Source organism: Kribbella endophytica (assembly GCF_054781295.1).
Window position 1 is genome coordinate 1181971 of the sequence record NZ_BAAGUR010000002.1, and the last position, 25914, is coordinate 1207884.

The following is a 25914-nucleotide window of genomic DNA, read 5'->3' on the forward strand; positions in this document are numbered from 1 at the left end:
GAGCCGGTCGGCTAGAGTCTCGGTGTCATCGACGGTCGTCAGCAGGAACCCGGTGCGAGTCCGGGGCGGTCCCGCCACTGTGACCACGCTCAGCGTGGGAGTCAGGAACTGCAGCCGTCGAACTGCCCACCCGGGGCGTGGACACCCCGAGGAAGGACCGGACGCGCATGCCCGCGAACCTGTTGCTGCTCTCCACCGCCGACACCGATCTGCTGGCCGCTTCACAGGCCCAGGTGGGCTGGAAGGTCGCCAACCCGGCGCGCGTCGAGGTCGCCGAACTGTCCAGCCTGCTCGACGGCGTCGAGGTCGTCGTAGTCCGGCTGCTCGGCGGTCGCCGCGCCTGGGAGGAGGGTCTCGACGCTGTTGTCGCCTCCGGTCTGCCGGTGGTGGTGCTCAGCGGTGAGGCCGCACCGGACGCCGAGCTGATGTCGCTGTCGACGGTCCCGGCCGGCGCGGTGACCGAGGCCCTGGCCTACCTGCGCGAGGGCGGCTCGGAGAACCTGGGCAACCTGGCCGGCTTCCTCCGCGACACGATCCTGCTCACCGGTGACACGTTCGACCCGCCGCACAGCCTTCCGGCGTACGGCGTACGGGCTGGTCGTTCCACCGAGCTGGACGGTCGCCCGGTGGTCGGCATCGTCTACTACCGAGCGCACGAGATCTCCGGCAACACCGCGTTCGTCGACGCACTCGCCGACGCCGTCGACGCGGCCGGTGCGCAGCCGCTGCCGGTCTACTGTGGCACGCTGCGTGGTCTGGACCCGTCGAGCGCCGACAACGCCGAGCTGTTCGACCTGCTCCGCAGCTGCGACGTACTGGTCACCACGCTGCTCGCAGCCGGCGGCACGGTCGCGGCCAACGCGAGTGCGGGTGGAGCGGACGACGCCTGGGACGCGGGCGCCCTCGCGTCGCTCGACATCCCGCTGATCCAGGGCCTCGCGCTCACGTCGACCCGCGAGCAGTGGCTGGAGAGCGACGCCGCGATCAGCCCGCTGGACGCCGCGACCCAGGTCGCGATCCCGGAGTTCGACGGCCGGATCATCACGATCCCGTTCTCCTTCAAGGCGTACGACGCCGAGGGCATCGCCAGCTACCAGCCCGACACCGAGCGCTGCACCCGCCTGGCCGGGATCGCCGTCGCGCATGCCCGGCTGCGGCACGTCGCGCCGGCCGAGAAGAAGCTCGCGCTGGTGCTGTCGTCGTACCCGACCAAGCACGCCCGGATCGGCAACGCGGTCGGCCTGGACACTCCGGCCTCCGCGGTCGTCCTGCTCGGCCAGCTCAAGGACGCCGGCTACGACCTGGGTCCTGACCTCGACCTGGACGAGCTGCAGGGAGCCGAAGGCGCCGACGGCCTGATCCACCGGCTGATCGCGGCCGGTGGCCACGACGTCGACTGGCTGACCGACGAGCAGCTGTCCGGCGCGGTCGCGAAGATCTCGCTGTCGACGTACCAGCAGTGGTTCGGCCGGGTGCCGGAGACGCTGCGGGACGCGATGACCGAGGCCTGGGGCGAGGCACCGGGCTCCCTGTACGTCGACACGACCGGTGCCGAGCCGGCGATCGCCCTGGCCGCTCTGCAGTTCGGCAACGTCGTCCTGATGATTCAGCCGCCCCGCGGGTTCGGTGAGAACCCGGTGGCGATCTACCACGACCCGGACATGGCTCCGTCGCACCACTACCTGGCGGCGTACCGCTGGCTGGAGGCTCCGGTCTCCGAGGGTGGCTTCGGCGCCCACGCGGTCGTCCACCTGGGCAAGCACGGCACGCTGGAGTGGCTGCCGGGCAAGGGCATCGGCATGGCGGCGGACTGCGCGCCGGACGCCGTACTGGGCAACCTGCCGCTGGTGTACCCGTTCATCGTCAACGACCCGGGTGAGGGCACGCAGGCCAAGCGGCGTGGGCACGCGGTCGTCGTGGACCACCTGGTACCGCCGATGGCGAGGGCCGAGACGTACGGCGACATGGCCAAGCTGGAGTACCTGCTGGACGAGTACGCCACGGTTTCGGCGCTCGACCCGGAGAAGGTGCCAACCCTGCGCGCGCAGATCTGGACGCTGATCCAGGCCGCTCAGTTGCACCACGACCTGCACACCAGCGAGAAGCCGGAGGACGAGGAGTTCGACGAGTTCGTCCTGCACCTCGACGGCTACCTGTGCGAGATCAAGGACGTGCAGATCCGCGACGGGCTGCACATCCTCGGCGGTGGGCCTGTTGGTGAGGCCCGGGTCAACCTGGTGCTGGGGATCCTGCGGGCCTCGCAGATGTGGGGTGGCGCGTCCGGCGCCGTACCGGGACTGCGTGCGGCTCTTGGTGCGACGTACGACGTGGACGAGGCGGCACTGCTCGCCGATCCGGGTCGTGCGGTGCCTGCTGAGCTGGCGGCCCTGTCGGAGCTGGCTGACCTGCCTGCAGTGAGTGCTGCCGACGGTGTGGACCTGCTGGAGGCTGTGGCGCGCAAGCTGGTGCTGGGGCTGGAGACGCTGAGCTGGGACGCCGCGAAGGTGCCGGTGGTCGTCGGTGAGGTGCTGGGTCGCCAGTCGGCTGGTGTGGAGACGTCGCTGCGGTTTGCCTGCGAGGAGGTCGTGCCGCGGCTGGCACGCACCGGTGACGAGCTGACGAACGTCCTGCGTGCGTTGGACGGCCGCTTCGTCGAGGCCGGGCCGTCGGGCTCGCCGACGCGCGGTCTGGTCAACGTGCTGCCGACCGGTCGCAACTTCTACGCCGTCGACCCGAAGGCGATCCCGAGCCGGAACGCGTGGGACGTCGGCGTCGCGCTGGCCGACTCGCTGCTGGCCCGGCACAAGGCCGAGACGGGGGAGTGGCCGCGGTCGGTCGGACTGACCGTCTGGGGTACGTCGGCGATGCGCACCCAGGGCGACGACTTGGCCGAGGTGCTGTGGCTGCTCGGTTGCCGGCCGGTCTGGGACGAGGCTTCGCGGCGGGTGTCGGGCTTCGAGGTTGTACCGATCGCCGAGCTGGGTCGGCCGCGAGTGGACGTGACGATCCGGATCTCCGGCTTCTTCCGGGACGCGTTCCCACACGTGGTCGCCTGGCTGGACGAGGCGGTGCGGACCGTCGCGGCGCTGGACGAGGATGCCGCCGACAACTACCTGCGGGCGCACGTTCTGGATGATGTTGCTGCAGGCAACGACATGCGGTCGTCGACGGCGCGCGTGTTCGGCTCCAAGCCCGGCTCGTACGGCGCCGGCCTGCTGCCGCTAGTCGACGCGCGCAACTGGCGCACCGACGCGGAGCTGGCCGAGGTGTACGCGGTGTGGGGCGGTTACGCGTACGGCAAGGACCTCGACGGCGCCGAGGCCCGGCCGTCGATGGAGCGCGCCTACGCGCGGATCCAGGTCGCGGCCAAGAACGCGGACACCCGCGAGCACGACATCATGGACTCCGACGACTACTTCCAGTACCACGGCGGCATGGTCGCGATGGTCCGCCACCTGACCGGGGCGAACCCGAAGGCCTACATCGGCGACTCCGCCGTACCGGCCCAGGTGAAGACGCGGACTCTGGAGGAGGAGACCAAGCGCGTCTTCCGCGCCCGGGTCGTCAACCCGCGCTGGATGGCCGCGATGCAACGCCACGGCTACAAGGGCGCCTTCGAGATGGCCGCGACCGTCGACTACCTCTTCGGGTACGACGCGACCGCCGGTGTCGTCGACGACTGGATGTACGAGACGCTGACCACCGAGTACGTCGCCAACCCCGAGGTCGCCGAGTTCTTCCGCAAGTCCAACCCGTGGGCGCGGCACGGCATCGCCGAACGGCTGCTCGAGGCTGCCCAGCGCGGGCTGTGGTCGGAGCCGTCGGCGGAGGCGCTGGAGACGCTGCGCACCGCCGTACTTGAGACGGAAGGCGACATCGAAGACCGCGGGTGATTGGGTAGAGGCATGGCTTTCCGAGTGCTGATCACCAACGACGACGGTTACCGGGCGCGCGGGATTCGGGCGCTCGGGGCGGCGCTTGCCGCGGCTGGGCACGAGGTGCTGGCCGTGGCGCCGCTGGACGATCAGAGCGGGGTCGGGTCTGCGCGGGCCGGGATGGTCGACCGACCGATCCGCACGGCTGAGGAGACCGTTGACGGCGTGACGTACATCGGCGTCGACGGGACGCCGGCGCTGGCGGTGACGCTCGCGCTGGTGGGGTCGTTCGGCGACGTACCGGACGTGGTGGTGTCGGGGATCAACCACGGCCACAACATCGGCGTACCGATCCTGCACTCGGGCACTGTCGCGGCCGCGCTGACGGCGTCCGGTCAGGGGCTGTCGGCAATCGCCATCAGCATCGACTCGGAGGATCCCAAGCACCTCGACACCGCGGGCACGATCGCCGCGCAAGCGCTCGGCTGGCTGACCTCGGAGCCGGCCGGCACGGTCATCACCGTGAACGTCCCCGACCGCCCGCTCGAAGAGCTCGAGGGCGTACGCCGGGCGCGGCTGGCGCCGATCGAACGTTCCCGCATCACCGGCCTGAAGGCGCCCACCGGCGAGCCGATGATCACGCTCGCCGCGCCGGCGGCAGGTGCCGAGCCCGACACCGACGAGGCCTTGCTCGCGGCCGGCTACGTGGCGGTCACCCCGATCGTCGGCATCCGCGAGGTCGACTCGTCGGCCGCCGCGGAGTACCTGTCAGAACACTTCGGTTAGGCGCGGTCGGCCCTCCAGTACGTCGGGCGCCACCAGTACAGGATCGTGCCGTCGGTGATGAACCCCGGCGCACTGTCGCCCGGGCCCTCGAACACGTCGTGCCCGAGGTCGATCGGCCGCCAGCCACGCTCCAGCGGCTCGTCCTCCCGCGGCGGCCGGACGTGCTCGAGCGCGTCCCGGTCGCACGCGCCGTACGCGAGGTAGTTCTGCTGCGCCTGCACGAGCGGCACCTGGTTGGCGCCGAGCATCGTGTCCGGCGTCCGGAGCTGCACCTGGTCGTCCTCCCAGAAGCACACCGGGCAGATCTCGTAGCCGCCTGGTGGGTCGTCCATCGTCAGGTGGCCGCAGCAGACGCACGGAAAGCGCTCACTCATGGGTCCAGTATTTCCACGGACCGGTTCACCCCGGGTGAGGTTTCTCTCCGGGCGGCGGCCGTACGGCGGGGATGTGGAATGATCGCCGGGACGGCAGGAGAGGAACACCGGTGACGGCCAGCACGGCCGAAGTCCGGGGCGGTCCCGCCACTGTGACCGGACGTGATCCGGAAGCCAGGACATCTCGCGCCGTCCGCCAGGGAGCGCTCTCCGCGTTCCCGGGCGACCGTTGCCAACGCGGGCGTGGACACCCGCAGGACGAAGGGACCCACCGCCGATGCGGCCTGCTCCGACCCCGACCGGCTTTCCGTTCACCGCGGTGGTGGGGATGGACGACCTCCAGCTCGCCCTGATCCTGGCCGCGGTCTCCCCGGCGATCGGCGGCGTCCTGATCCGCGGCGAGAAGGGCACCGCCAAGTCGACCGCGGTCCGCGCCCTCACCGAGATCCTGCCCGCGGTGGACGTCGTCCCCAACTGCCGCTTCTCCTGCGACCCGGCCAACCCGGATCCCACGTGCCCGGACGGCCCGCACACTCCAACGAGCAGTGGGGGTGCGCCGCTCGGTCACCTTCCTGGATCGACCTCAGGTCCTGCGGCTTCTGTGTCCCGGCCGGCTCGGCTCGTCGAGCTGCCCGTGGGTGCTACCGAAGACCGCGTCCTTGGCTCTCTGCACCTGGAGAAGGCACTGGCCGAAGGCATCACGGCGTACGAGCCTGGTCTGCTGGCGGCCGCTCACCGCGGCCTGCTGTACGTCGACGAGGTCAACCTCCTGCACGACCACCTGGTCGACGTACTGCTCGATGCTGCGGCGATGGGCCGCGCGACCGTCGAGCGTGACGGCGTCTCCGTCACGCACCCGGCGCGCTTCGTCCTGGTCGGCACGATGAACCCGGAGGAGGGCGAGCTCCGCCCCCAGTTGCTCGACCGCTTCGGCCTGACAGTGGACGTCGTCGCCAGCCGCGATCCCGCCGTACGCGTCGAGGTGATGCGAGCCCGCCTGACCTACGAGGCCGATCCGACGTCCTTCGTCAGCCGGTACGACGGTGCGCAGCGCGAGCTGGCCGAGCGCATCGTCAAGGCGCAGAGCCTTCTGCAGGACGTGATCCTCACCGACTCGGCGCTGCGGCAGATCGCGGAGATCTGCGCCGCGTTCGATGTGGACGGAATGCGCGCCGACCTGGTCACGGCCCGTACGGCGGTCGCCCACGCGGCCTGGTCCGGGCGGACCGTCGTCGAGGTCGAGGACGTCCGCGCGGCGGCGAAGCTCGCGCTGCCGCACCGGACCCGGCGGAACCCGTTCGATGCACCGGGGCTGGACGAGGACCGGCTGGATCAGGTGATCAACGACAGCACGCCGCCGGACGACCCGGACGACGATCCCGACGGTGGGCCCGACGGGGGGCCGGACAACGGCCCTGACAGCGGCACCGAGTCCCAGCCGTCCGCGTCCGACGATTCGTCCGGCCCGGACGACTCCTCGGCGCCGGAGGACCCCAGTCGGCAACCTGACGACCAGGTCGAAGACCAGACCCCGCCCGGCAAGCCCGCCGACCCGGACAACGCCGGGAACCCGGAGAACACGCTCTCCGGCGGCGCGCCCACCGGCGACGTGGCGACCAGCTCCACGCCGTACAAGGCTCGCCTCCTCAGCATCCAGTCGGCCGGCACCGGCGTCGCCGGTCGCCGATCGCGCGCGATCACCGAGGTCGGCCGAGTCGTCGGCGACCGCGCCCGCGTCGGCCGCGAGTCCGGTCGCCCGCACCTCCTCGCCACGCTGCGCGCCGCCGCGCCGCACCAGCACGCGCGCGGCCGTTCGGGCCCCGGCCTCGCCGTCCGCGCGTCCGACGTACGGCTCGGTGTGCGCGAGGGCCGCGAGGGAAACCTGGTGATGTTCTGCGTCGACGCGTCGGGCTCGATGGGCACCAAGCGGCGGATGGGCGAGGTCAAGACCGCGATCGTCTCGCTCCTGCTCGACGCGTACCAGCGCCGCGACAAGGTCGGCCTGGTCACGTTCGCACGCGCCGACGCGACGATCGCGCTCCCGCCGACCGGCAGTGTCGAGACCGCCGTACGCCGGTTGGAATCGCTGCCCACCGGCGGCCGCACGCCGTTGGCCGAGGGCCTGCTGCAGACCGCCGAGGTGCTCCGCATCGCCGCGATCCGCGACCCGCGTCGGCGCCCGCTGCTCGTCCTGGTCACCGACGGCCGCGCGACGCACGGGGAGAACGCGTTCGCGCGGGCTCAGCAGGCGGCCGGCTGGATCGCGCACCAGGGCATCCCGACGGTCGTCGTCGACTGCGAACCGCGCCGCGGCGTCCGGCTCGGCCTGGCCGCTGAACTGGCCACCACGCTGCGCGCCGAGTACCTCGACCTGGGAGAAGTTGCCGCAGGCAACCTCATTCGTACCGTCACCGAACGGAGGGCCGCCTGATGCCGCAGGGACAGCCGAGCGTCGTACCGAAGGACGGGCTGACCACCCGGCAGCGCCGGAACCGGCCGTTGCTGATGGTGCACACCGGCGAGATGAAGGGGAAGTCGACCGCGGCGTTCGGGATGGCGCTGCGCGGCTGGAACCAGGGCTGGAACATCGGCGTCTTCCAGTTCGTCAAGAGCGCGAAGTGGAAGGTCGGCGAGGAGGGCGCGTTCCGCGCGCTCGGGAAGTTGCACGAGGCAACGGGTGAGGGCGGCCCGGTTGAGTGGCACAAGATGGGCGAGGGCTGGAGCTGGTCGCGCAAGTCCGGCACCGACGAGGACCACGCCGCCGACGCGCTCGAGGGCTGGCGCGAGATCCAGCGCCGGATCGCGGCCGAGACGCACGACCTCTACGTGCTCGACGAGTTCACGTACCCGATGAAGTGGGGCTGGATCGACGTCGACGAGGTGGTCGACACGCTGGTCAACCGCCCCGGTCACCAGTACGTCGTGATCACCGGCCGGAACGCCGACCAGCGGCTGCTCGACGCCGCGGACCTGGTGACCGAGATGACCAAGGTGAAGCACCCGATGGACGCGGGCCAGAAGGGCCAGAAGGGAATCGAGTGGTGATCCCGCGGATCGTCGTCGCCGCGCCCGCGTCGGGTGCCGGCAAGACGACGGTTGCCGTCGGCCTGATGGCGGCGCTGCGCCGGGCCGGGCACACGGTCGCCGGCTTCAAGGTCGGCCCGGACTACATCGATCCCGGTTTCCACGCTGTCGCGACGGGCCGCCCGGGCCGCAACCTGGACGCGATGCTGTCCGGTGAGGAGCGGGTCGCGCCGCTGTTCGCGCACGGCGCGGCCGGCGCCGACATCGCGGTCGTCGAGGGCGTGATGGGCCTGTACGACGGCGCGCTCGGCACCGAGGGGTTCTCCTCGACCGCGCACGTCGCGAAGTTGCTGCAGGCACCGGTCGTGCTGGTCGTCGACGCGTCCGCGGCCGGTCGCAGCGTCGGCGCGGTGGTGCAGGGATTCGTTGCCTACGACACCGGTGTGCGGATCGTCGGCGTGATCCTGAACAAGGTCGGCACGGACCGGCACGAGGCCGAGGCTCGCGCCGGTGTCGCGCCTACCGGCGTACCGGTGCTTGGAGTACTGCGTCGGGACACCCGGCTGACTGTGCCGAGCCGGCACCTGGGACTGGTCCCTGCTGATGAGCAGCGGGCGCAGGCGGTGGCTGCTGTGGACGCGGCGGCTGAGCTGGTGCGGGCTGGTGTTGACCTGGAGGCCTTTGTCGCTGCGGCTGCCGCGGCCAGTCCTCTGGAGACTGTGGCTTGGGATCCGGCGGCTGAGGTGACTCCGGCGGCGGAGGGCCGGCCGGTGATTGCTGTGGCTGGGGGACCGGTGTTCTCCTTCCGCTACACCGAGACGGCTGAGCTGCTGACTGCTGCCGGTGGTGACGTGGCGACCTTCGACCCGCTGCACGACTCACTGCCGGACGGAACTGCTGCGCTGTACCTGGGTGGCGGCTTCCCGGAGATGCACGCAGAGGCGCTGTCGAACAATGAGGCTTTGCGTACTCAGGTGGCGTCGGCTGTGGCAGGTGGGCTGCCGGTGATTGCCGAGTGCGCCGGACTGCTCTACCTGTGCCGCGAGCTGGACGGCCACGCCATGACCGGCGTACTGCCTGCCACGGCTCGCATGACCGGCAAGCTGACGCTGGGGTACCGCACTGCGATCGCTGCCAGTACGACGGCCTTCTTCGACGAGGGGCGACGCGTCCGGGGGCATGAGTTCCACCGGACTGCGGTGACGCTGGATGCGGACGCCGATCCGGCCTGGTACCTGCCGGACGGCGTCGAGGGAGTCACCCGGCCGTCCGTGCACGCGTCGTACCTGCACCTGCACTGGACGGCGACTCCGGACGTCCCTGCTCGGCTGGTAGCTGCCGCACGCATCCACGCGGGGTTGGAGAAGTGACGCTCGTCCTGGGCATCGGCCTGCGCGCCGGTACGTCGTACCGAGAGCTGCGGGACCTTGTCGATCGTGCACTGACCGGTGTGGTGGGCGTGGTCGGGTCGGTGGTGACTGTCGAGGGTCGAGAGGACGAGCCGGGGCTGCAGCGGCTGGTGGCCTCGTTGGGGGCGCAGTTGCTCGTCGCGTCTGCTCTGGACCTTGCTGGGCAGGAAGTGCCTTCGCCGAGCGAGCAGGTGGGGGAGCTGGCCGGTACGGCGAGTGTGGCTGAGGCTGCTGTCGTGCTGAGCGGTGCGGAGCTCGTCATACCGAAGCTGAAGTCCGCGGGAGCGACTGTGGCCGTCGGACTGTTGGACGGTGCTGCACCGGGTTACTCGGCTGCCGATCGCGAGGTGGTGCACCGCGTGATCGCGGAGCGCCGCGACGTACGGCGTGGGTTCCTGGACAAGCCTGTCGACGACGAGCTGCTGACCAGAGTGCTGGAGGCGGCGCACCGGGCGCCGAGCGTCGGCCTGAGTCAGCCGTGGGACTTCCTGCTGATCAAGGACGTTGCGACCCGGCGGAAGATTCATGACTTGGCTTCGGCCCAGCGGGACGCGTTTGCCGCGTCGCTGCCGGCGGACCGGCGGTCTGCCTTCGATGGGCTGAAGATCGAGGCGATCCTGGACACGCCGCTGAACATCGCGGTCACCTGTGATCCTGCGCGCGGTGGCCGGCATGTGCTGGGTCGGCATGCGGATCCGCGGACTGTCTGGTTCTCGGCTGCTATTGCTGTGCAGAACCTGTGGCTGGCTGCGCGTGCGGAGGGGCTGGGCGTTGGCTGGGTGTCGTTCTTCGACCCGGCTGAGGTCGGGGCGGTGCTGGGGCTGCCTGCTCATGTGGAGTTGCTGGGGTACCTGTGCGTCGGGCACGTTGCGGAGTTTGCAGCTGCGCCTGAATTGGTGCGGTCTGGTTGGGCTGCGCGGCGGCCGCTGTCGTGGGCGGTTCACCAGGAGCAGTGGGGGTATCGGGGGCTGCCGGGTTCTCCGGCTAGCACCACGGCTGCGCTTCGGGATGCTGCTGCGTCGTCTGTGCGGGTTGGCGGCGGCTCGCAGGTCCTGCGTCTAGTGGTGCTGGATGGTGGCTCAGGTGCTGAGTACCTGGGGGCTGCGGACGTTCTCGTCGTACAGGTGGGAGCTGAGAAGCCTCCTACGGATTTCGGCGTGCTGTGGCGGCCGGCCCGGACTGCTGACGAGGCTGTGGAGCTCGGCGTCGAGGTGGCGCGGGACCTGGTGCTGCAAGGGGTCGGAGAGCTTCAGGTGTTGTCTGTCGGAGGCTCTTTGCTGGCCGAAATGCTGACCCAGGGCATCCGATGGGGTGGACTTGCGTGCGGAGCGGTCGTGAAAGGCGTGGATGAGCCCGCGGCGGTGACAGACTCACCCGCATGACGGTCCCACCGAACGGCCCAGCGCCGATGCACGTACCCGCCTTCTCGATGAAGCAGCGGATCACGATGATGGCGAACAAGTACGAACTGATCGCGACCAACCCCGACGGCACCGACGGGGCGTTGCTCGCGTTCGCGCAGCAGAAGCGGATGGCGTTCAAGGAAGAGGTCACCTTCTACACCGACGACCGCAAGTCGGAGGTCGTGTTCTCGTTCAAGGCGCGCAAGCGGCTCGACCTGGGGTCGGGGTACGACGTGTTCGACGCCTCCGGGCAGGCGATCGGGTGGTTCAAGAAGGAGTTCGGCAAGAGCCTGCTGCGGTCCAGCTGGCAGCTCACCGGACCGGGCTTCGAGTCCGACGGCACCGAGCGGAACGCGAAGGTCGCGATCATCCGGCGGGTGTGGGAGTTCGTGCCGTTCGTCGGCGAGATCCCGCTGCCGTTCATCTTCCACTTCGACTTCACCGACCGCGCGAGCGGTCAGCCGTTGTTGTCGGTCGAGCGGAAGGTGTCGGTCCGTGACCGGTACCGGGTTTCCGTGCACGACTCGCGGGTGGACTTCCGGGTCGCCGCGGCGATGACGGTCGCGCTGGACGCGCTGCAGAGCCGCTGATCTTCTGGTACGACGGGTGGTCGCCTTCGGGGGACTGCTGCTGAGCTTTGTCTGGGTCCCCCGGTCGCCGTACGGCATGCACCCGATTTGCTGCCGTTCGGGCCGGGGGACTCACTCTTTTGGGTGAACTGACCCTGAGAGGCCTTGGTTCCGGCCGATGGCGGTGCGAGTCTTGAAGACATGGCAGCAACGAGGCGCGGTCGACGGTGGTTGGTTCCGGTCACGGCAGTCGCAGTGGTCGCGGGCGTGGGTGCGCTCGGGCCCGTGGTCGCGGACGCGTCTCCAGACCTGCCCGGGATCACCGCGCAGGATCTGCTCGCCAAGGTGCAGACCGCCAAGGTCGACGGCCTGAGCGGCACGGTCCGCTCGGCGACCGACCTCGGCCTGCCCGCGCTGCCCGGTGTCGACGGCGCGAGTCAGCTGCCTGATCTGCTGACCGGTGAGCACACGGCACGTGTCGCGTTCGCCGGGCCGGACAAGGCTCGGGTCTCGGTGCTGGACGACATGGCCGAGCGGGTCTGGACGACCGACGGCAAGACCGCCTGGGCGTACGACTCCGCCAAGCGCGAGGCCGTGAAGCTGGCGCTGCCGGCCCGTCCCGCGAAGCCCGAGGTCGCGCCGGAGAAAGAGGCGTACGACCCGCAGGCCGTCGCGAAGAAGTTCCTGACCGCGATCGACCCCAGTACGGCGGTCGACGTGACCGGCACGGAGTCGGTGGCCGGCCGCGACGCGTACAAGCTGCGTCTGGTGCCGAAGACCGACAAGACGACCGTCGGTTCGGTGACGCTGGCGATCGACGCGAAGACCTGGGTCCCGCTCGAGGTGACCGTCCTGCCGCGGACCGGGAAGAACCCGGCCGTCCAGGTGGGCTTCGAGTCGGTGTCGTTCGACGTACCGTCCGCCAGCTCCTTCGCGTTCACCCCGCCGGCCGGCGTCAAGGTGACCGAGAAGAAGCTGCCCGCGATCACGCAGAAGAAGCACGACACCCCGAAGTCACTGCCGAAGGCCGACCCGAAGAAGCCCGCAGCCGCTGACCGCCCGACCGTCATCGGTCAGGGCTGGGAATCCATCGCCGTGATCCGAGGCGTTAAGCTCCCCGCCGACAACGGCCCGCTGAACCAGCTGCTCGCCAACGCCCGCACGGTCCAAGGCCCCTGGGGCTCCGGCAAGATCCTCACCAGCAAGATGGTCAGCGCCCTGATCACCGACGACGGCCGAGTCCTCGTCGGCCTGGTCACCGCCGACACCCTCGCCGCAGCCGCCCCCTCGGCCCCCCGCTGACCACCATGCCCACCACCCCGGAGTCCCTGGACGGCTGCCCCTCAGCCGACGTAGACCCCTCCACCTTCACCAAGACCACGTCGGCCTCACCTGCAGCGGCCGAGGCGGCCGCCGACCCCGAGGCCGACGCCACCGCAGACGACCCAGCTAGACCCACCGATCCCGACTCGGGAACGGAGCCAGCTGAGCTGGCCCAGCCTGGCTCGCTGGCCTCGGCCGGCGGGCTGCCTGTGTTTGGCGGTGGGGCTCCGATCGTCACCCGCGGGCTGACGAAACGGTTCCGAGGCGGGCAGGTAGCTGTGGCGGGGATTGATCTGGAGGTTCCTGCGGGGAGCATCTTCGGGTTTCTGGGGCCGAACGGGTCGGGTAAGACGACGACCATTCGGATGCTGCTGGGGCTGATCGCGCCGACTTCGGGGACGGTGGAGCTGCTGGGGGAGCCGATGCCCAAGGCTCAGTTGGCGGTGTTGCCTCGGGTGGGGGCGTTGGTGGAAGGGCCGGCGTTCTACCCGTTCTGGACCGGGCAGGCGAATCTGCTGCGGTTCGATGCCGCAGACCGGACCGCGGATCCGCGGACTCGGAAGCAGCGCGCGGGAGAGGCGCTGGAACGCGTCGGGCTCTCGAACGCGGCGAAGAAGAAGGTGCGGGCGTACTCGCTGGGCATGCGGCAGCGGCTCGCGATCGCGGTGGCGTTGATGCAACGGCGTGAACTGCTGGTCCTCGACGAACCGACCAACGGCCTCGACCCGCAAGGGACTCGGGAAGTCCGCTCGCTCATCCGCGAACTGGCAGGCGACGGTACGACGATCTTCACCTCGACCCACCTGCTGGCCGAGGTCGAGCAGTTGTGTACGCATGCGGCGGTGATGAGCCGCGGCCAGTTGCTGCGGCAGTCGACGATGGCCGAACTGCGTTCCGAGCTCCGACCACGCTTGGTGGTCCGTACGCCGGATCTCGACCAGGCCGAGCAAACTCTCGTCGCCCTCGGCGTCCGCGATCTTCGCCGCCCCAACGTTCACCCGGCTGATGACCGCGACGGCATCCCAGCCGTCGAGGGCGATCCCGGCGACCTCCCGATCGACAAACTCGCCGCGGCCTTGGTCGCGGCCGACGTACGCCTGCACGGCTTCGGTCTCGAACGTCCCAGCCTCGAGGAATCCTTCGTCGCGCTGACCGGGGAGGGCTTCGATGTCGCCGAATGACGCGCAGGCCGTTGTACAGACGAACGCTCGCCCGACGTACAAGCCCCAGCGTCCTGGAGCAGGCCGGCACACGTTGGCACTGTTCAGGACCGAGCTGCACCTGGTGTTCGGCCGCGCTCGGACGTGGGTGCTGCTCGGTGTGCTCGGGCTCGTGCCGATGCTGGTGGGTGTGGCGATCCGGTTGTCAGGTTCGTCGGGCGACGCCGAGGGATTCATCGGTCAGGTCGCCGGGAACGGCTTCTTCCTGATCGTGGCAAGCCTGGCGTTGTCGTTGCCGTTCTTCCTGCCAACCGCGGTGACGGTCATCTCGGGAGAGTCGCTGGCCGGTGAGTCGAGCCTCGGCACGTTGCGGAACCTACTGACCGCGCCCGCCGGCCGATCACGTCTGCTGGCGGCGAAGATGGTCGCGCTCGCCGTGTTCTGCCTCGCCGCGACGTTGACCGTGTGGCTAGGCGGCTTGATCGCGGGCTTCATCCTGTTCCCGGTCGGCGACGTCGTACTGCTGTCGGGCTCGACCGTGTCACTCGCAGACGGACTGCTGCGAGCGCTCGGCATCGCAGTCCTGATTGCCGCATCCCTGCTCGGCTTGGCCGGAATCGGTCTGTTCGTAAGTTCCCTGACCTCCACACCACTGGCCGCGATGGCGGCGACGTTCGGCGCGTTCATCGTGTTCGGCATCCTCGGAGCGATTCCGCAGATCGACGAGATCCACCCGTGGCTGTTGATGTACGGCTGGACGTCGTTCGCCGACCTCCTCCGCGACCCGCCGTACTGGGACGCCATCGTCCGCAACCTCCTGATGCAAGGTGCCTACCTGGCCGTCTTCTACGCCGCAGCCTGGGCCCGCCTCACCAGCCGAGACATCAACGGCTGACCGCACCCGAAAACACCTGCGCCGCAGCGCGCAACAGCCGGGGTCCGTCGACCGGTTGGGAGCGCGGCCATGGAGGGTCGGTCAGGGGAGGGACTCGATGCGTTCGAGGTGTTCTTCGCCCCACTCGCCGAGCGGGGCGAGTGCGGTGTTGAGGGAGTCGCCGAACGCGGTCAGTGAGTACTCCACCTTCGGCGGGACCTGCTGGTAGACCTCGCGGTGCACCAGGCCGCTGCTCTCCATCTCCCGGAGCTGAAGGATCAGCATCCTCTCGCTGATGCCGGGCACCGACCTCCTCAACGCACCGAAGCGCACCGGCCCCTCGCCGAGTGAGAACAGGATCAGTCCCTTCCACTTCCCGCCCATGACGGCGATGGCGGCGTCGAGTCCGCAGGTGAAGGATCGCTTGGCCATCAGCACTCTCCTACTGACAAAAATGTGGGTACCGGACAAAAATGTCGGTACTTGCTGAATTGTCTGTGGGAATCAAGGATGGAGCAACGGGCCGCGCCGGACGCGTGCTGCTCCCGATCTCGTCGAGCCGACCCATCTCGAGGGTGCTCGACCCATCCGCCTGCTGACTGGAGCGACGCATGACCTTGGACACCCCCACCCCCGTGGCCGTCATCGGGCTGGGATCGATGGGCCGGGCGCTGGCCGAGGCGTTGCTCGACGCCGGGCACCCGACAACGGTGTGGAACCGCACACCGGCCAAGGCGGCACCGCTGGTGGCCAAGGGAGCCGTCCACGCCCAGACAGTCCAGGCCGCGGTCGAGTCTGGCCCGCTGGTCATCACCTGCCTGACCACCTTCGAGGACACCCGCTCAGCACTGGAGCCGGCCGCCGCCGTACTGGCGGGGCGCGCACTGATCACGTTGAACAGCGGTTCCCCCGCCGGTGCTCACGCCATGGCTGCCTGGGCGACCGGCCACGACGCCCGGTTCCTGGCCGGAGCGGTCAAGAACGTGCCTTCGGCCGTCGGAGCGGCGGACACGTTGCTGTACTACGGCGGCGACAGGACGCTCTTCGACGAGCACGAGACGACGCTGAAGGTGCTGGGCGGCGACACCGTCCATCTCGGGGCCGAGCCCGACCTCGCCGCCCTGTACGAGATGGCGGTGGGCGCCATGCTGCTCCCGGCACTCGTCGGGTTCTTCCAGGGAGCCGCTGTGGTCCAGTCCCGTGGACTGGAGGCGGCGAGCATGGTGCGGTACGCCGGGAAGTGGCTGGACATGATCAAGTCCCTGCTGCCGGTCTACGCCCAGGAGATCGACAGCGGCGACTACACCGATGCCGCCTCCTCGGTGAACCTCTTCCTCGCGGGTGCGGCCCATGACGAAGACCTGGCCGAGGAGACGAACGTCGACACGGCCTGGCTCGCTCCTCTGCAGGACCTGGTACGGCGAGCAGCAGACGCAGGCCACGGCGACCACAGCATCTCGGCGCTGACCGAGGTCCTCCGCAAGCCGGCGCAGACGGCGTACCAGGCATGAGCACGCAGGAGGTGTCGGTCATCGGGCTCGGCCCGATGGGACGGGCGATGGCGGGAGCGTTCCTCGGCAAGGGCTACCGGGTCACCGTCTGGAACCGGACCGCGGGCAGAGCGGACGAACTGGTGACCGCGGGGGCAAGCCTGGCCGCCACTGCCGGCGACGCGCTCGCCGCGAGTGAACTGGTTGTCCTCAGCCTGACGGACCACCAGGCGATGTACGACGTGCTCGAGCCGGCGACCACGATGCTGTCCGGCCGGGTCCTCGTCAACCTCAGCTCGGACACACCCGAGAGTGCCCGCAGCGCTGCGCGGTGGGCCGCGGAACACGGAGCCCGGTATCTGTCCGGAGGTGTGCAGGCTTCACCCCCGGACATCGGGCAGCCTGGCGCCTCCACCTTCTACAGCGGGTCCAAGGAGGCCTTCGACGCGCACCGGGAGACCCTGGAGGTGCTGACCAGCACGGACTACCGGGGCGAGGATCCAGGGCTGGCGGCGTTGTACTACCAGATCGGGATGGATCTGTTCTGGACGACAGTGACCGGCTGGCTGCACGCTCTCGCGCTGGCGGATGCCCATGGGGTCCGGGCGGAGGAGATCCTGCCGTCCGCGTCATCCGTGCTGTCCGGAATGCCCGCCTTCCTGGCCTTCTACACCCAGCGGATCGACGCGGGTGAGTACCCGGGCGACATCGAGAAGCTCGCGATGGGAGTGGCGAGCGTCGATCACGTCCTGCAGACCGCCGTAGACGCAGGGGTCGACACCTCGTTGCCGGCGGCGGTCCTGGAGATCTTCCGGCGAGGCACTGCGGCTGGTCATGGCGACGACAGCGTGACCAGCTTGATCGAGGTCTTGAAGAAGCCTGCCGGCTAGCCACTCGCTCCGGCCTGCGCCCGGCGGAGTGCGGGCCGGTGAGTCGCCGGGGGAGAATGAGGCCGTGCGTGCTGACTTGGTAGCTGTCCTGCGTTGTCCGGTGTGTGGTGACGGGCTGGAGCTGAGCGAGCGTACGGCGCGGTGCACGGCGGGGCATGCCTACGATCTGGCCAAGCAGGGGTATCTCAATCTGTTGCCCTCGGCATCGACTGGGATCGACGGTGACAGCGCGGAGATGGTCGATGCGCGGGCCGAGTTTCTGAGCCGGGGTTGGTTCGCGCCGATTCGTGAGGCTCTGGTGGACGGCCTTCCGAAGGCGGACGGCCAGCCGCTCGCGGTGGAGGTCGGGGCCGGTACGGCGTACTACCTGGCCGGGGTGGTCGGCACCGGCTGGCGGGGGATCGCGGTGGACGTCTCGCGGTACGCGGCGCGGCGGGCGGCGAAGGTGGATCCGGGGATCGGGTCCGTCGTCGCGGATGCCTGGCGGGAGTTGCCGGTGCGGGACGGGGTGGCTGACGTGGTGCTGGATGTGTTCGCGCCGCGGAACGCTGCGGAGATGGCCCGGGTGCTGGCGCCGGGTGGGACGTTGCTCGTGGTGACGCCCAATCAGCAGCATCTGGGCGAGCTGATCGACGTACTCGGGATGGTCAGCGTCGATGGCGAGAAGGAACGGCGGCTGGTCGAGTCACTGACTGGGTTCGAGCGGGTCGACCAGCGCGTGGTGGAGACGGCGATGCGGCTCGACCACGAGGCGATCGAGCAGTTGGTGGGGATGACGCCGAGCGCGCGGCACCTGGATCGGCAGGCGCGGGCGGAGCGGATCGGCGTACTGGCTGATCCGACGGAGGTGACCTTGTCGGTCACGGTGTCGGCCTGGCGGACCGTCTGACCGCCCCGGGTGCCGGCTCGAGCTCGGCACTCGGATGGATCAGGCGAGGTCAGATCTGCCTGTGGCTCAGGCGGCGGTGCTGGTGAGCGTGCGGGCGACCTCGGCGGCGTGCTCGCCGGCCGTCGTGTGGGCGTCCTGCTCGGAGACCTTGGACAGGTCGATGAGCTCCTCCATGCCGGGGGTGACCGGGGCGAGGGTGAGTTCGGCGGCCGCGGTACGGACGTTCATGGTGAAGACCTCACCGAAGATGCGGTTCAGGTACGGCGTGGCGTGGTCCCAGCCTTCCTTCGGCGTGCCGGGGCCGTAGCCGCCGCCGCGCGCCAGGGTGAAGATGATCGGTCGGCCGGCGACCGCCGTACCGGCCAGCAGCTCCTGGTCGGTGAGCAGCAGGTCCATGTAGGTCTTCACGTTCTGGGCGATGCCGTAGTTGTACAGCGGTACGGCGAACAGGACCGCGTCGGCGGCCTTGAACTCGGCGATCACGTCGCCGGCGATCGCCTTGGCCTCGGCCGGGTCGGTGAAGTCCGCGCCGGCCGGGGCTTCCCAACCGAACCTTTCGGTGACGAGCGCGGGCCAGACACCGGCCGGGATCGGGTGCAGCCCGAGGTCGCGCCGGACGACGACGCCGTTGGGGTGCTCGGACTTCCAGGCCGCCTCAGCGCTGTCGGCGAGCGCGCGGCTGACGGAGCCGTCGAGCCGGAGGCTGGCGTCGATGCGAAGCAGGGTGGTCATGTCGTTCCTTCCAGAGGGGGCAGGCTCGGGTGAGCTGTCTCGAAGATAGTCTGTCGAACAGAACATATTCAAATCAGATCGTATTCCGGGTGGCATACACCACGTACGATGGATCTCGTGACCAGTTCATCGCCTGAGACGAGCACGACCCAGGGGGCCCGCGGCACGTCCGTCGAGGCCGACCTCGGGTGGGCGCTCGGCGTGGTGTTCCGCCGGTACGTGAAGCAGAGCGCGCTCGCGCTCGAGGACGTGCCGGGCGGCCCGCGTGGTTACCAGGTGCTCGCGACGGCCAACACCGAGGGCCCGAAGCGGCAGCTCGACCTGGCCGCGCAGCTGGAGATCGACCGCACGGTGATGACGTACCTGCTGGACGACTTGGAGAAGGCGGGCCTGGTTCAGCGCCAGCCGGACCCGGCGGACCGTCGCGCCCGGTTGATCGTCGCCACGCCGAAGGGCGCCGAGCTGCACTGCGACCTGGAACGCCGCCTGCGCGCGACCGAGGACGAGGTGATGGGCGGGCTGGACGACGGGGAGCGGCTGATCTTCCGCATGCTCCTCCAGCGCGTCGCCCGGCAGGCCGACGCGGTCGACCCGGTCCACAATGCCTGCACGCTGGCCGAGGAAGGTCTGGCCGACAGCTGACACCTCGGACCGAGGTTGTCTGGGCTGAAGGTTAGTGCAGGGGGACGAAGCCTGACTCGTAGGCGAGGATGACGGCTTGGGTTCGGTCGCGGGCGCCTAGTTTGGCCAGGAGGTTGGCGACGTGGGTCTTGATGGTTTGGACGCCCAGGACGAGTTCGCCGGCGATCTCGGCGTTCGACAGACCCTTGGCCATCAGGCGCAGGACCTCCTGCTCGCGGTCGGTCAGGTCGTACTGGCCCAGGCCCAGCGGCTTGCGCTCCTGCTGGTCGACGTGGGCCAGCGCGAGGGTGCGGATCGCTTCCGGGAACAGTAGCGACTCGCTGCCTGCGACCGTGCGGATCGCCGCGATGATGTCGTCGGGAGGCGTGCGCTTGAGCAGGAAGCCCGACGCTCCGGCGCGCAGCGCGTCATACACGTAGTCGTCGTTCTCGAACGTGGTGACGACCAGGACACGCGGCGCGGGGTCGAGGGCGTCGAGCAGCAGACGGGTGGCCTGGATGCCGTCGAGGGCCGGCATCCGGACGTCCATCAGTACGACGTCCGCGCCCGTACGGCGTACGAGCGGCAGGACCTCGGCGCCGTCGCCCGCCTCGCCGACCACGGTCAGGTCGGGCTCCGCGTCGATGATCGCGCGCAGCCCGCTGCGGATCAGCGGTTCGTCGTCCACCACGACCACCGAGATGTCCACACTCATCCTTTCGTCACCGCCACCGGGAGGGTGACCGCGAGCCGCCAGCGGCCGCCGTCGAGGCCGGCCTCGACCGTTCCTCGCAGTACGGCGACCCTTTCACGGATCCCGGCCAGGCCCCGGCCGCCGCGGGTGGACTCGCCCTCCACGGCAGCGGGGGAGGAGCCGACCGGGTTGGTCAGTTCGAGCAGGAGCCCGGAGGAGTCCAGGCTGATCGACAGGTCCACCTCGACGTCACCGGCCGGGCGGCCGGCGTGCCGGATGGCGTTGGTGAGGCCTTCCTGGACGATCCGGTACGCCTCGCGGGAGACGGCGGCCGGCAGGGTCGACAGGTCGCCCGAGTGGTGCACCTCGACGGTGATCCCGCCGGCACGAGTCGCCTCGACCAGGCGGGCGACGTCGCCGAGGGTCGCCTGGGGCGCGGTCGCGGAACCTGGGCGGCGGTCGTCGCGGAGGAGGCCGAGGACGTGGTCGAGGTCGGCGAGCGCGGCGCGAGCCGAGGTCTCCATGGCGGCGAGGGCGGTCTCGGCGAAGGCGGGGTCGGTGGCGAGTACTCGACGGGCGGCGGCGGCCTGGATGGTGACGAGGCTGAGTGCGTGGCCGACGCTGTCGTGCAGTTCGCGGGCCAGACGGTTGCGCTCGGCAAGCGTCGCCGTACGGCGTTCGAGGAGCTCGATGCGCTCGGCGGGCGTCGGGCCGAGGACGCGTGGGGCCGAGTAGGCGAGCAGGGCGCCGACGAGGGCCGAGAGCAACAACATGGCGACGATGCCTGCTACGGCAGCCAGGGGCATCCAGAGGTCGGTCCAGCGGCCGGCTACGTGGTAGTCGATCCCGGGGACCAGTTCACGGGCGCCCGGGGTGCGGAAGGGGGCCGCGAGCAACACCGCGCCGAAGCCGATGACCGCCGTACTGAGGATGCCGACGAAGCCGCCGGTGATCAGGTGCAGGCAGAACCAGAGCGTCGTACGGCGGCGTTGTGGCCAGGTGCGGGACGGGCCCAGGGGGCGTTCGTCGAACTTGACGCCGAGGAGGGACTCGACGGCGATGCCTTCGACCTCGCGGACCGCGGGGAGGACGCCCAGGAGGACCGGTGGGGCCACGACGACGACGGCGACCAGGATCACGGTCAGGAGCTGGGGGAGGGCGAGGTCCTGGAGGAGGGAGACGAGGGCGCTGTCGACCAGGACGAACGCCAGCACCAGGGCAGCACCCAGCAGCAGGTAGACCCAGCGCAGGTACGTCGACCCGCGAAACAGCACGTTCGCCACGTCTCCATCCTGTCAAAGGAGCAGGCCGCGGCCCTCCCTCCGCGGGGTGAACCAGTTCCCCCGAGAGAGGGAGCCGGCGACGCCACCACGAGAGAGAGCGTTTGCATGACGTGAGTCACAGCCCGTGACGGGTTTACGCAAATTTGTCGCGGAAGGCACACATTGGTCCCGATCGGACGTCGCGATCTGCTGTCCGGACCGGTACGGTCTGTGGTCGGGGCGGGATGCCCGTCCGGACAGGACAGGCATGGGGAAACGGCTCCAGGACGGGCGGCACAAGGGTTCTGAGGGGACCCGCACGGTGGACGTAAAGTCCCTGTGAAGTCCCCGAGGGCCGATTGACCGCTCTTCCATATTTGATGTTTGATCAAATATCGGAGAGGAGAAATCCAGCATGAGGTTCAGACGTTCGGCCGTCGCTGGGGTGGCGGTCCTCGCACTAGCTCTGGTGAGCGCGTGCAATGACAGCAAGACTGGCCAGAACGGGGACACATCCCTCGAGAAGGTCAGTTACCTGACCTCCTTCGGAACTTTCGGCCGTGAGGCCTACGCCTATGTCGCCCTCGAGAAGGGCTACTTCAAGGACGCCGGGTTCGACGTCACCATCACTCCGGGCAGCGGCACGGTCGACGTGCTGAAGCTGGTCGCCGGCGGTCAGGCGGATTACGGAATCGGTGACTTCACCGCCACCGTGATCACGCTGGGGAACCAGAAGCTGCCCGTCACCACGGTGGGCATGGTCCAGCAGAAGTCGATGGCCGCGATCGTCGCCCTGGAGGGCGGCACGATCAACCGGCCCGAGGACCTGCCGGGCAAGAAGATCGGTGACCAGCCGGGCTCCACCAACCAGGTGATGTTCCCGGTCTACGCCAAGGCCGCCAAGATCGACCCGGAGCTGACCAAGTTCGTCGCCAACCCGCCGCCCGCGCTGCCGCAGCTGCTGTCCAGCGGCAAGGTGGACGGTATCGGCCAGTTCGTGGTCGGGGTGCCGCTGGTGGAGAAGGCCGACTCGAAGAAGCGCAAGGCCGTCGTACTGCCGTACGGCAACCTGCTGCCGGACCTGTACGGCAACGCGATCATCACCCGGAACGACCTGGCCAAGGACCACCCGGACCAGGTGAAGAAGTTCACCACCGCGTTGTTCAAGGGTCTGCAGGACGCGATCGACGACCCGGCCGGGGCGGCCAAGATCCTGGCCAAGTACGTGCCGAACACCAACGTCGACGTGGCCACCGCCGAGCTCCAGCTGATGAAGCCGTACGTGAAGCCGGACGACTTCAGCGGTGCGCTCGGTGAGGTCGACCCGAACCGGGTGCAGAAGGTCATCAACCTGCTCGAGGAGGCCGAAGCGGTCAAGCCGAAGGGTGCGATGAAGCCGTCCGACGTGGTCAACGACGCCCTGGCTCCGAAGGGCTGACCATGATCGAGCTGGACGGGGTGGGTCAGGTCTTCGAAGGTCGCGGGGGCCAGGTCCAGGCGCTCGACGCGATCGACCTGCACGTCCGGCAGAACGAGTTCGTCACGTTGATCGGCCGGTCGGGGTGTGGCAAGTCCACACTCCTCCGGCTGATCGCGGGGCTGCTCCCGCCGACGTACGGCGCGGTCACGGTGGCGGGCGAGCCCGTCGCCGGACCGCGGCGGGACGTGTCGTTCATGTTCCAGCGCCCGGCGCTGCTGCCGTGGCGCTCGGTGCTGTCGAACGTGATGCTCCCGGTGGAGATCTCCGGTGACGACACCGGCCGCAAGGAGTACAAGCAACGGGCCCACGAGCTGCTCGAGCTGGTCGGGCTGTCCGGGTTCGAGAAGCGGCTGCCGCACGAGCTGTCCGGCGGCATGCAGCAGCGGGTGTCGCTGTGCCGGTCACTGATCCGCCGGCCGCAGGTGATGCTGATGGACGAGCCGTTCTCGGCGCTCGACGCGCTGACCCGGACCGAGATGTCGGACGAGCTGCAGCGGATCCAGATGGAACTGGCCACCACGATCGTGTTCGTCACGCACTCGATCGAGGAGGCCGTGCTGCTGGCCGACCGGGTCGTCGTGCTGACGCCCCGCCCGGGCCGGCTGCGTGAGGTGGTCGAGATCGACATCCCGCGGCCGCGCAGCCTGGGCACCAACGCGCACCTGACCGAGGTGGCGCAGATCAGCGGCCGCCTGCACGGCCTGCTGGCCGAGAAGACGCACCCGGTGGACGCTCCCGAGGCGACGCGATGAGCCGTCGGTCCTCGTGGCTCACGACGTCGCGCACCAGCGCGATCCTGCTGCCCGTGGTGGGCGTGGTGATCACCATCGCGCTGTGGTGGCTGGTGATCGTTGCCTTCGGCATCGAGCAGTTCCTGCTGCCCAGCCCGTACGACGTCCTGCAACGCTTCCTGGACCAGCCGGCCTACCTGCTGCAGCAGACCTGGATCTCGATGATCGAGGCGCTGGCCGGGTTCGGCCTGGCGATCGTGGTCGGGATCCCGATCGCGCTGGTGATCGTCCGCTCGGCGTTCCTGGAGCGCCTGGTCTACCCGCTGCTGCTGGCGGTGAACGCGATCCCGAAGATCGCGATCGCGCCGCTGCTGGTGATCTGGATGGGTTTCGGTCAGGTCCCCAAGATGGCGATGGCGCTGCTGGTCTGCTTCTTCCCGATCGTGATCTCGACCGCGCAGGGGATGAAGTCGACCCCGGCCGAGCTGGTCGAGCTGCTCCGGTCGCTGAAGGCGAGCCGGACCCAGGAGTTCTTCAAGCTCCGGCTGACCTACGCGCTGCCGCAGATCTTCACCGGGCTCAAGGTGGCGATCTCGCTGGCCGTGATCGGGGCGGTGATCGGTGAGTTCGCCAACTCCACCGAGGGCCTGGGCTACGTGATCTGGAACTCCGGTTCCTCGGCCGACACCCCGCTGGCGTTCGCCGCGATCGGTCTGCTGAGCATCATGAGCATCGTCTTGTTCTACCTCCTGGTCCTGCTGGAGCACCTGCTGCTGCCGTGGGCCGAGGAGACCCGGTGACGACCCAGGCGTCGGACGCCGACCGGCGCGTGCTGGTCCGCCCGGCCTGGCTGGAGGCGACCGTCTCCGCGGTGTTCACCGCGCTCGGCTTCGAGCCCGCCGACGCGGCCCAGATCGCGCACTCGCTGGTCGAGGCCGATCTGCGCGGGGTCAGCTCCCACGGCATCATGCTCGTCCCGATGTACGTCGACCGGCTGAACGCCGGGGGTGTCACCCGGGAACGCGAGCTGGACGTCGTGCACGACGCCGGCGCCGCGATCGTCGCGGACGCGCGCGGCGGGATGGGGCAGCTGTCCAGCCCGCAGGCGATGGGGCTCGCGATCGACCGGGCGGGCCGGTACGGGATCGGGCTGGTCTCGGTCCGCAACGCGCACCACTTCGGCGCGGCCAGCCGCTGGGCGGTCCAGGCCGCCGAGGCCGGCTGCCTCGGGATCGCGATGTCGAACACGACGCCGCTGATGCCCGCGCCGGGTGGCGCCGAGCGGATCGTCGGGAACAACCCGCTGGCGATCGCCGTACCGACGCAGGCCGGCGCGGAGATCGTGCTGGACATGGCCCTGTCGGCTGTTGCCCTGGGCAAGATCCGGCTGGCGGCGTCGGCCGGGCGGTCGATCCCGGACACCTGGGCGACCGATCCTTCCGGCGTACCGACGACCGATCCCGAGGCCGCCGTACTGGGAATGCTGCTGCCGGCCGCGGGCCACAAGGGCTTCGGGCTGGCGCTGATGATCGACGTACTGACCGGCGTACTGAGTGGCGGCGGCTGGGGGGACCAGGTTCGGCCGCTCTACCGCGAGCCGGACCGGCCGAACGACTGCGCGCACCTGTTCCTCGCGATCGACCCGGAGCTGCTGGGTGGGATCGAGGGGTTCCGGGAGCGGTCGTCGGCACTGGCCGAGCGGGTCCGCGGCAGTGCGACCGCGCCCGGCGTCGAGAGGTTGTACCTGCCGGGCGAGATCGAGGCCGATCGTGCCCGGCAGCAGCGGCGGACCGGGGTCCTGATCGAGCGGTCGGGTCTGGACGGTCTGCTGGCGGCGGCCCGCGCGGTGGGCGCCGTGGTTCCGACCGGAGGGGTGCAGAACTGATGCCGAAGACCCAACTGACCAGCGCCGAGCTGCGCAGCCCGAACGGGGTGTTCTCGCAGGCGACCACGATCGAGGCGACCGGGCGGCTGGTGTTCGTCTCCGGGATGACCGCGCGCCGGCCCGACGGCAGCATCGCCGGCGTCGGCGACGTCAGCGAGCAGACCCGGCAGGTCTGCGAGAACGTGCAGGCCGCGGTCCGCGAGGCGGGCGGCACGCTGGACGACGTCTGCCGGGTGGACGTGTACGTGCGCAACATGGAGGACTTCGCCAAGATCCACGAGGTCCGGGCGCGCTACTTCCACGAGCCGCTGCCGGCCTCGACCATGGTCGAGGTCAGCAAGCTGGCCCACCCGGACTACCTGATCGAGATCTCCGCGATCGCGGTGGTCGCATGACCCTGACAAGGACAGGTGGTGATCGCATGCGTGGCGTCGAGTGGGTGT

The 25914-nt window shown here is 69.7% G+C and carries 24 protein-coding genes and 2 riboswitches; of the genes, 19 read left to right on the plus strand and 5 right to left on the minus strand.

Translation table 11 applies throughout. The features are described from left to right. Window positions 1-15 precede the first annotated feature (15 nt). Window positions 16-133, plus strand: a riboswitch (cobalamin riboswitch). A 34-nt stretch (window positions 134-167) separates the two neighbouring features. Together cobN and surE are read left to right on the plus strand one after the other, a co-directional pair. Next, entirely contained in the window at window positions 168-3893 is a 3726-nt protein-coding gene (gene cobN / locus ACYVIO_RS23960) for a cobaltochelatase subunit CobN (RefSeq protein ID WP_460653100.1), read from the plus strand. A gap of 12 nt (window positions 3894-3905) precedes the next feature. Continuing rightward, window positions 3906-4661: a 5'/3'-nucleotidase SurE gene (gene surE / locus ACYVIO_RS23965; protein WP_460653101.1), complete on the plus strand. Its 756-nt coding sequence runs from the start codon at window positions 3906-3908 to the stop codon at window positions 4659-4661. Here surE and ACYVIO_RS23970 read toward each other — a convergent pair. Further along, a complete protein-coding gene (locus ACYVIO_RS23970; protein WP_460653102.1) occupies window positions 4658-5035 on the minus strand; it encodes a CPCC family cysteine-rich protein in 378 nt (125 codons plus the stop codon). The two genes, surE and ACYVIO_RS23970, sit on opposite strands and share 4 nt — an antisense overlap. 102 nt (window positions 5036-5137) lie before the next feature. Further along, window positions 5138-5217, plus strand: a riboswitch (cobalamin riboswitch). 95 nt (window positions 5218-5312) lie between these two features. On the opposite strand from ACYVIO_RS23970, the gene ACYVIO_RS23975 reads away from it, so the two are divergent. The 8 genes from ACYVIO_RS23975 to ACYVIO_RS24010 all read left to right on the plus strand — a co-directional run bounded on the left by ACYVIO_RS23975 (window position 5313) and on the right by ACYVIO_RS24010 (window position 14818). Next, complete coding sequence (locus ACYVIO_RS23975) at window positions 5313-7466, plus strand: magnesium chelatase subunit D family protein (protein ID WP_460653103.1); 2154 nt, start codon at window positions 5313-5315, stop codon at window positions 7464-7466. Then, window positions 7466-8080, plus strand: a complete 615-nt coding sequence (gene cobO, locus ACYVIO_RS23980; RefSeq protein WP_460653104.1) for a cob(I)yrinic acid a,c-diamide adenosyltransferase — start codon at window positions 7466-7468, stop codon at window positions 8078-8080. The genes ACYVIO_RS23975 and cobO overlap by 1 nt, the downstream gene beginning before the upstream one ends. Then, window positions 8077-9429, plus strand: coding sequence for a cobyrinate a,c-diamide synthase (locus tag ACYVIO_RS23985; protein ID WP_460653105.1), 1353 nt, complete (start codon window positions 8077-8079; stop codon window positions 9427-9429). Before cobO ends, ACYVIO_RS23985 begins: the two co-directional genes overlap by 4 nt. Beyond that, the gene (gene bluB, locus ACYVIO_RS23990; protein ID WP_460653106.1) at window positions 9426-10850 is read left to right on the plus strand and encodes a 5,6-dimethylbenzimidazole synthase; all 1425 of its coding nucleotides are present in this window, start codon (window positions 9426-9428) and stop codon (window positions 10848-10850) included. The genes ACYVIO_RS23985 and bluB overlap by 4 nt, the downstream gene beginning before the upstream one ends. Beyond that, a complete protein-coding gene (locus ACYVIO_RS23995) occupies window positions 10847-11461 on the plus strand; it encodes a hypothetical protein (RefSeq protein ID WP_460653107.1) in 615 nt (204 codons plus the stop codon). Before bluB ends, ACYVIO_RS23995 begins: the two co-directional genes overlap by 4 nt. Before the next feature lie 180 nt (window positions 11462-11641). Beyond that, a complete protein-coding gene (locus ACYVIO_RS24000; protein ID WP_460653108.1) occupies window positions 11642-12742 on the plus strand; it encodes a LolA family protein in 1101 nt (366 codons plus the stop codon). Window positions 12743-12747: 5 nt separating this feature from the next. Then, window positions 12748-13944 carry an ABC transporter ATP-binding protein gene (locus tag ACYVIO_RS24005; protein WP_460653109.1) on the plus strand — a complete coding sequence of 399 codons (1197 nt, stop codon included), beginning with the start codon at window positions 12748-12750 and terminating at the stop codon, window positions 13942-13944. Continuing rightward, complete coding sequence (locus tag ACYVIO_RS24010; RefSeq protein WP_460653110.1) at window positions 13931-14818, plus strand: ABC transporter permease; 888 nt, start codon at window positions 13931-13933, stop codon at window positions 14816-14818. Before ACYVIO_RS24005 ends, ACYVIO_RS24010 begins: the two co-directional genes overlap by 14 nt. 81 nt (window positions 14819-14899) lie before the next feature. On the opposite strand, the gene ACYVIO_RS24015 is transcribed toward ACYVIO_RS24010, so the two are convergent. Continuing rightward, window positions 14900-15229, minus strand: a complete 330-nt coding sequence (locus ACYVIO_RS24015) for a winged helix-turn-helix transcriptional regulator (protein ID WP_460653111.1) — start codon at window positions 15227-15229, stop codon at window positions 14900-14902. A 179-nt stretch (window positions 15230-15408) separates the two neighbouring features. Between ACYVIO_RS24015 and ACYVIO_RS24020 the strand changes: the two genes are divergently transcribed. The 3 genes from ACYVIO_RS24020 (at window position 15409) to ACYVIO_RS24030 (ending at window position 18066) form a co-directional block, all read left to right on the plus strand. After that, complete coding sequence (locus ACYVIO_RS24020; RefSeq protein WP_460653112.1) at window positions 15409-16308, plus strand: NAD(P)-dependent oxidoreductase; 900 nt, start codon at window positions 15409-15411, stop codon at window positions 16306-16308. After that, window positions 16305-17177, plus strand: coding sequence for an NAD(P)-dependent oxidoreductase (locus ACYVIO_RS24025; protein ID WP_460653113.1), 873 nt, complete (start codon window positions 16305-16307; stop codon window positions 17175-17177). Before ACYVIO_RS24020 ends, ACYVIO_RS24025 begins: the two co-directional genes overlap by 4 nt. A 64-nt stretch (window positions 17178-17241) precedes the next feature. Beyond that, entirely contained in the window at window positions 17242-18066 is an 825-nt protein-coding gene (locus ACYVIO_RS24030) for a putative RNA methyltransferase (protein WP_460653114.1), read from the plus strand. 66 nt (window positions 18067-18132) lie between these two features. On the opposite strand, the gene ACYVIO_RS24035 is transcribed toward ACYVIO_RS24030, so the two are convergent. Further along, complete coding sequence (locus ACYVIO_RS24035; protein WP_460653115.1) at window positions 18133-18798, minus strand: FMN-dependent NADH-azoreductase; 666 nt, start codon at window positions 18796-18798, stop codon at window positions 18133-18135. Between the two features lie 108 nt (window positions 18799-18906). On the opposite strand from ACYVIO_RS24035, the gene ACYVIO_RS24040 reads away from it, so the two are divergent. Then, window positions 18907-19440: a MarR family winged helix-turn-helix transcriptional regulator gene (locus ACYVIO_RS24040; protein WP_460653116.1), complete on the plus strand. Its 534-nt coding sequence runs from the start codon at window positions 18907-18909 to the stop codon at window positions 19438-19440. 31 nt (window positions 19441-19471) lie between these two features. Here ACYVIO_RS24040 and ACYVIO_RS24045 read toward each other — a convergent pair whose 3' ends face one another. Then, window positions 19472-20134 (minus strand): response regulator transcription factor, encoded by a 663-nt coding sequence (locus ACYVIO_RS24045; protein ID WP_460653117.1) that lies wholly within the window; start codon window positions 20132-20134, stop codon window positions 19472-19474. Continuing rightward, entirely contained in the window at window positions 20131-21396 is a 1266-nt protein-coding gene (locus tag ACYVIO_RS24050; RefSeq protein WP_460653118.1) for a sensor histidine kinase, read from the minus strand. The genes ACYVIO_RS24045 and ACYVIO_RS24050 overlap by 4 nt, the downstream gene beginning before the upstream one ends. 394 nt (window positions 21397-21790) lie before the next feature. Here ACYVIO_RS24050 and ACYVIO_RS24055 point away from each other — a divergent pair, with 394 nt between their 5' ends. The 5 genes from ACYVIO_RS24055 to ACYVIO_RS24075 are packed head-to-tail and all read left to right on the plus strand — an operon-like array spanning window position 21791 to window position 25866. Beyond that, on the plus strand, window positions 21791-22813 hold the full coding sequence (locus ACYVIO_RS24055; RefSeq protein WP_460653119.1) for an ABC transporter substrate-binding protein: 1023 nt from the start codon (window positions 21791-21793) through the stop codon (window positions 22811-22813). A gap of 2 nt (window positions 22814-22815) precedes the next feature. Continuing rightward, window positions 22816-23607 (plus strand): ABC transporter ATP-binding protein, encoded by a 792-nt coding sequence (locus ACYVIO_RS24060; RefSeq protein WP_460653120.1) that lies wholly within the window; start codon window positions 22816-22818, stop codon window positions 23605-23607. Then, the gene (locus ACYVIO_RS24065) at window positions 23604-24386 is read left to right on the plus strand and encodes an ABC transporter permease (protein ID WP_460653121.1); all 783 of its coding nucleotides are present in this window, start codon (window positions 23604-23606) and stop codon (window positions 24384-24386) included. The genes ACYVIO_RS24060 and ACYVIO_RS24065 overlap by 4 nt, the downstream gene beginning before the upstream one ends. Then, entirely contained in the window at window positions 24383-25471 is a 1089-nt protein-coding gene (locus ACYVIO_RS24070; protein WP_460653122.1) for an Ldh family oxidoreductase, read from the plus strand. Before ACYVIO_RS24065 ends, ACYVIO_RS24070 begins: the two co-directional genes overlap by 4 nt. Continuing rightward, the gene (locus ACYVIO_RS24075; protein WP_460653123.1) at window positions 25471-25866 is read left to right on the plus strand and encodes a RidA family protein; all 396 of its coding nucleotides are present in this window, start codon (window positions 25471-25473) and stop codon (window positions 25864-25866) included. The genes ACYVIO_RS24070 and ACYVIO_RS24075 overlap by 1 nt, the downstream gene beginning before the upstream one ends. Window positions 25867-25914 lie beyond the last annotated feature (48 nt).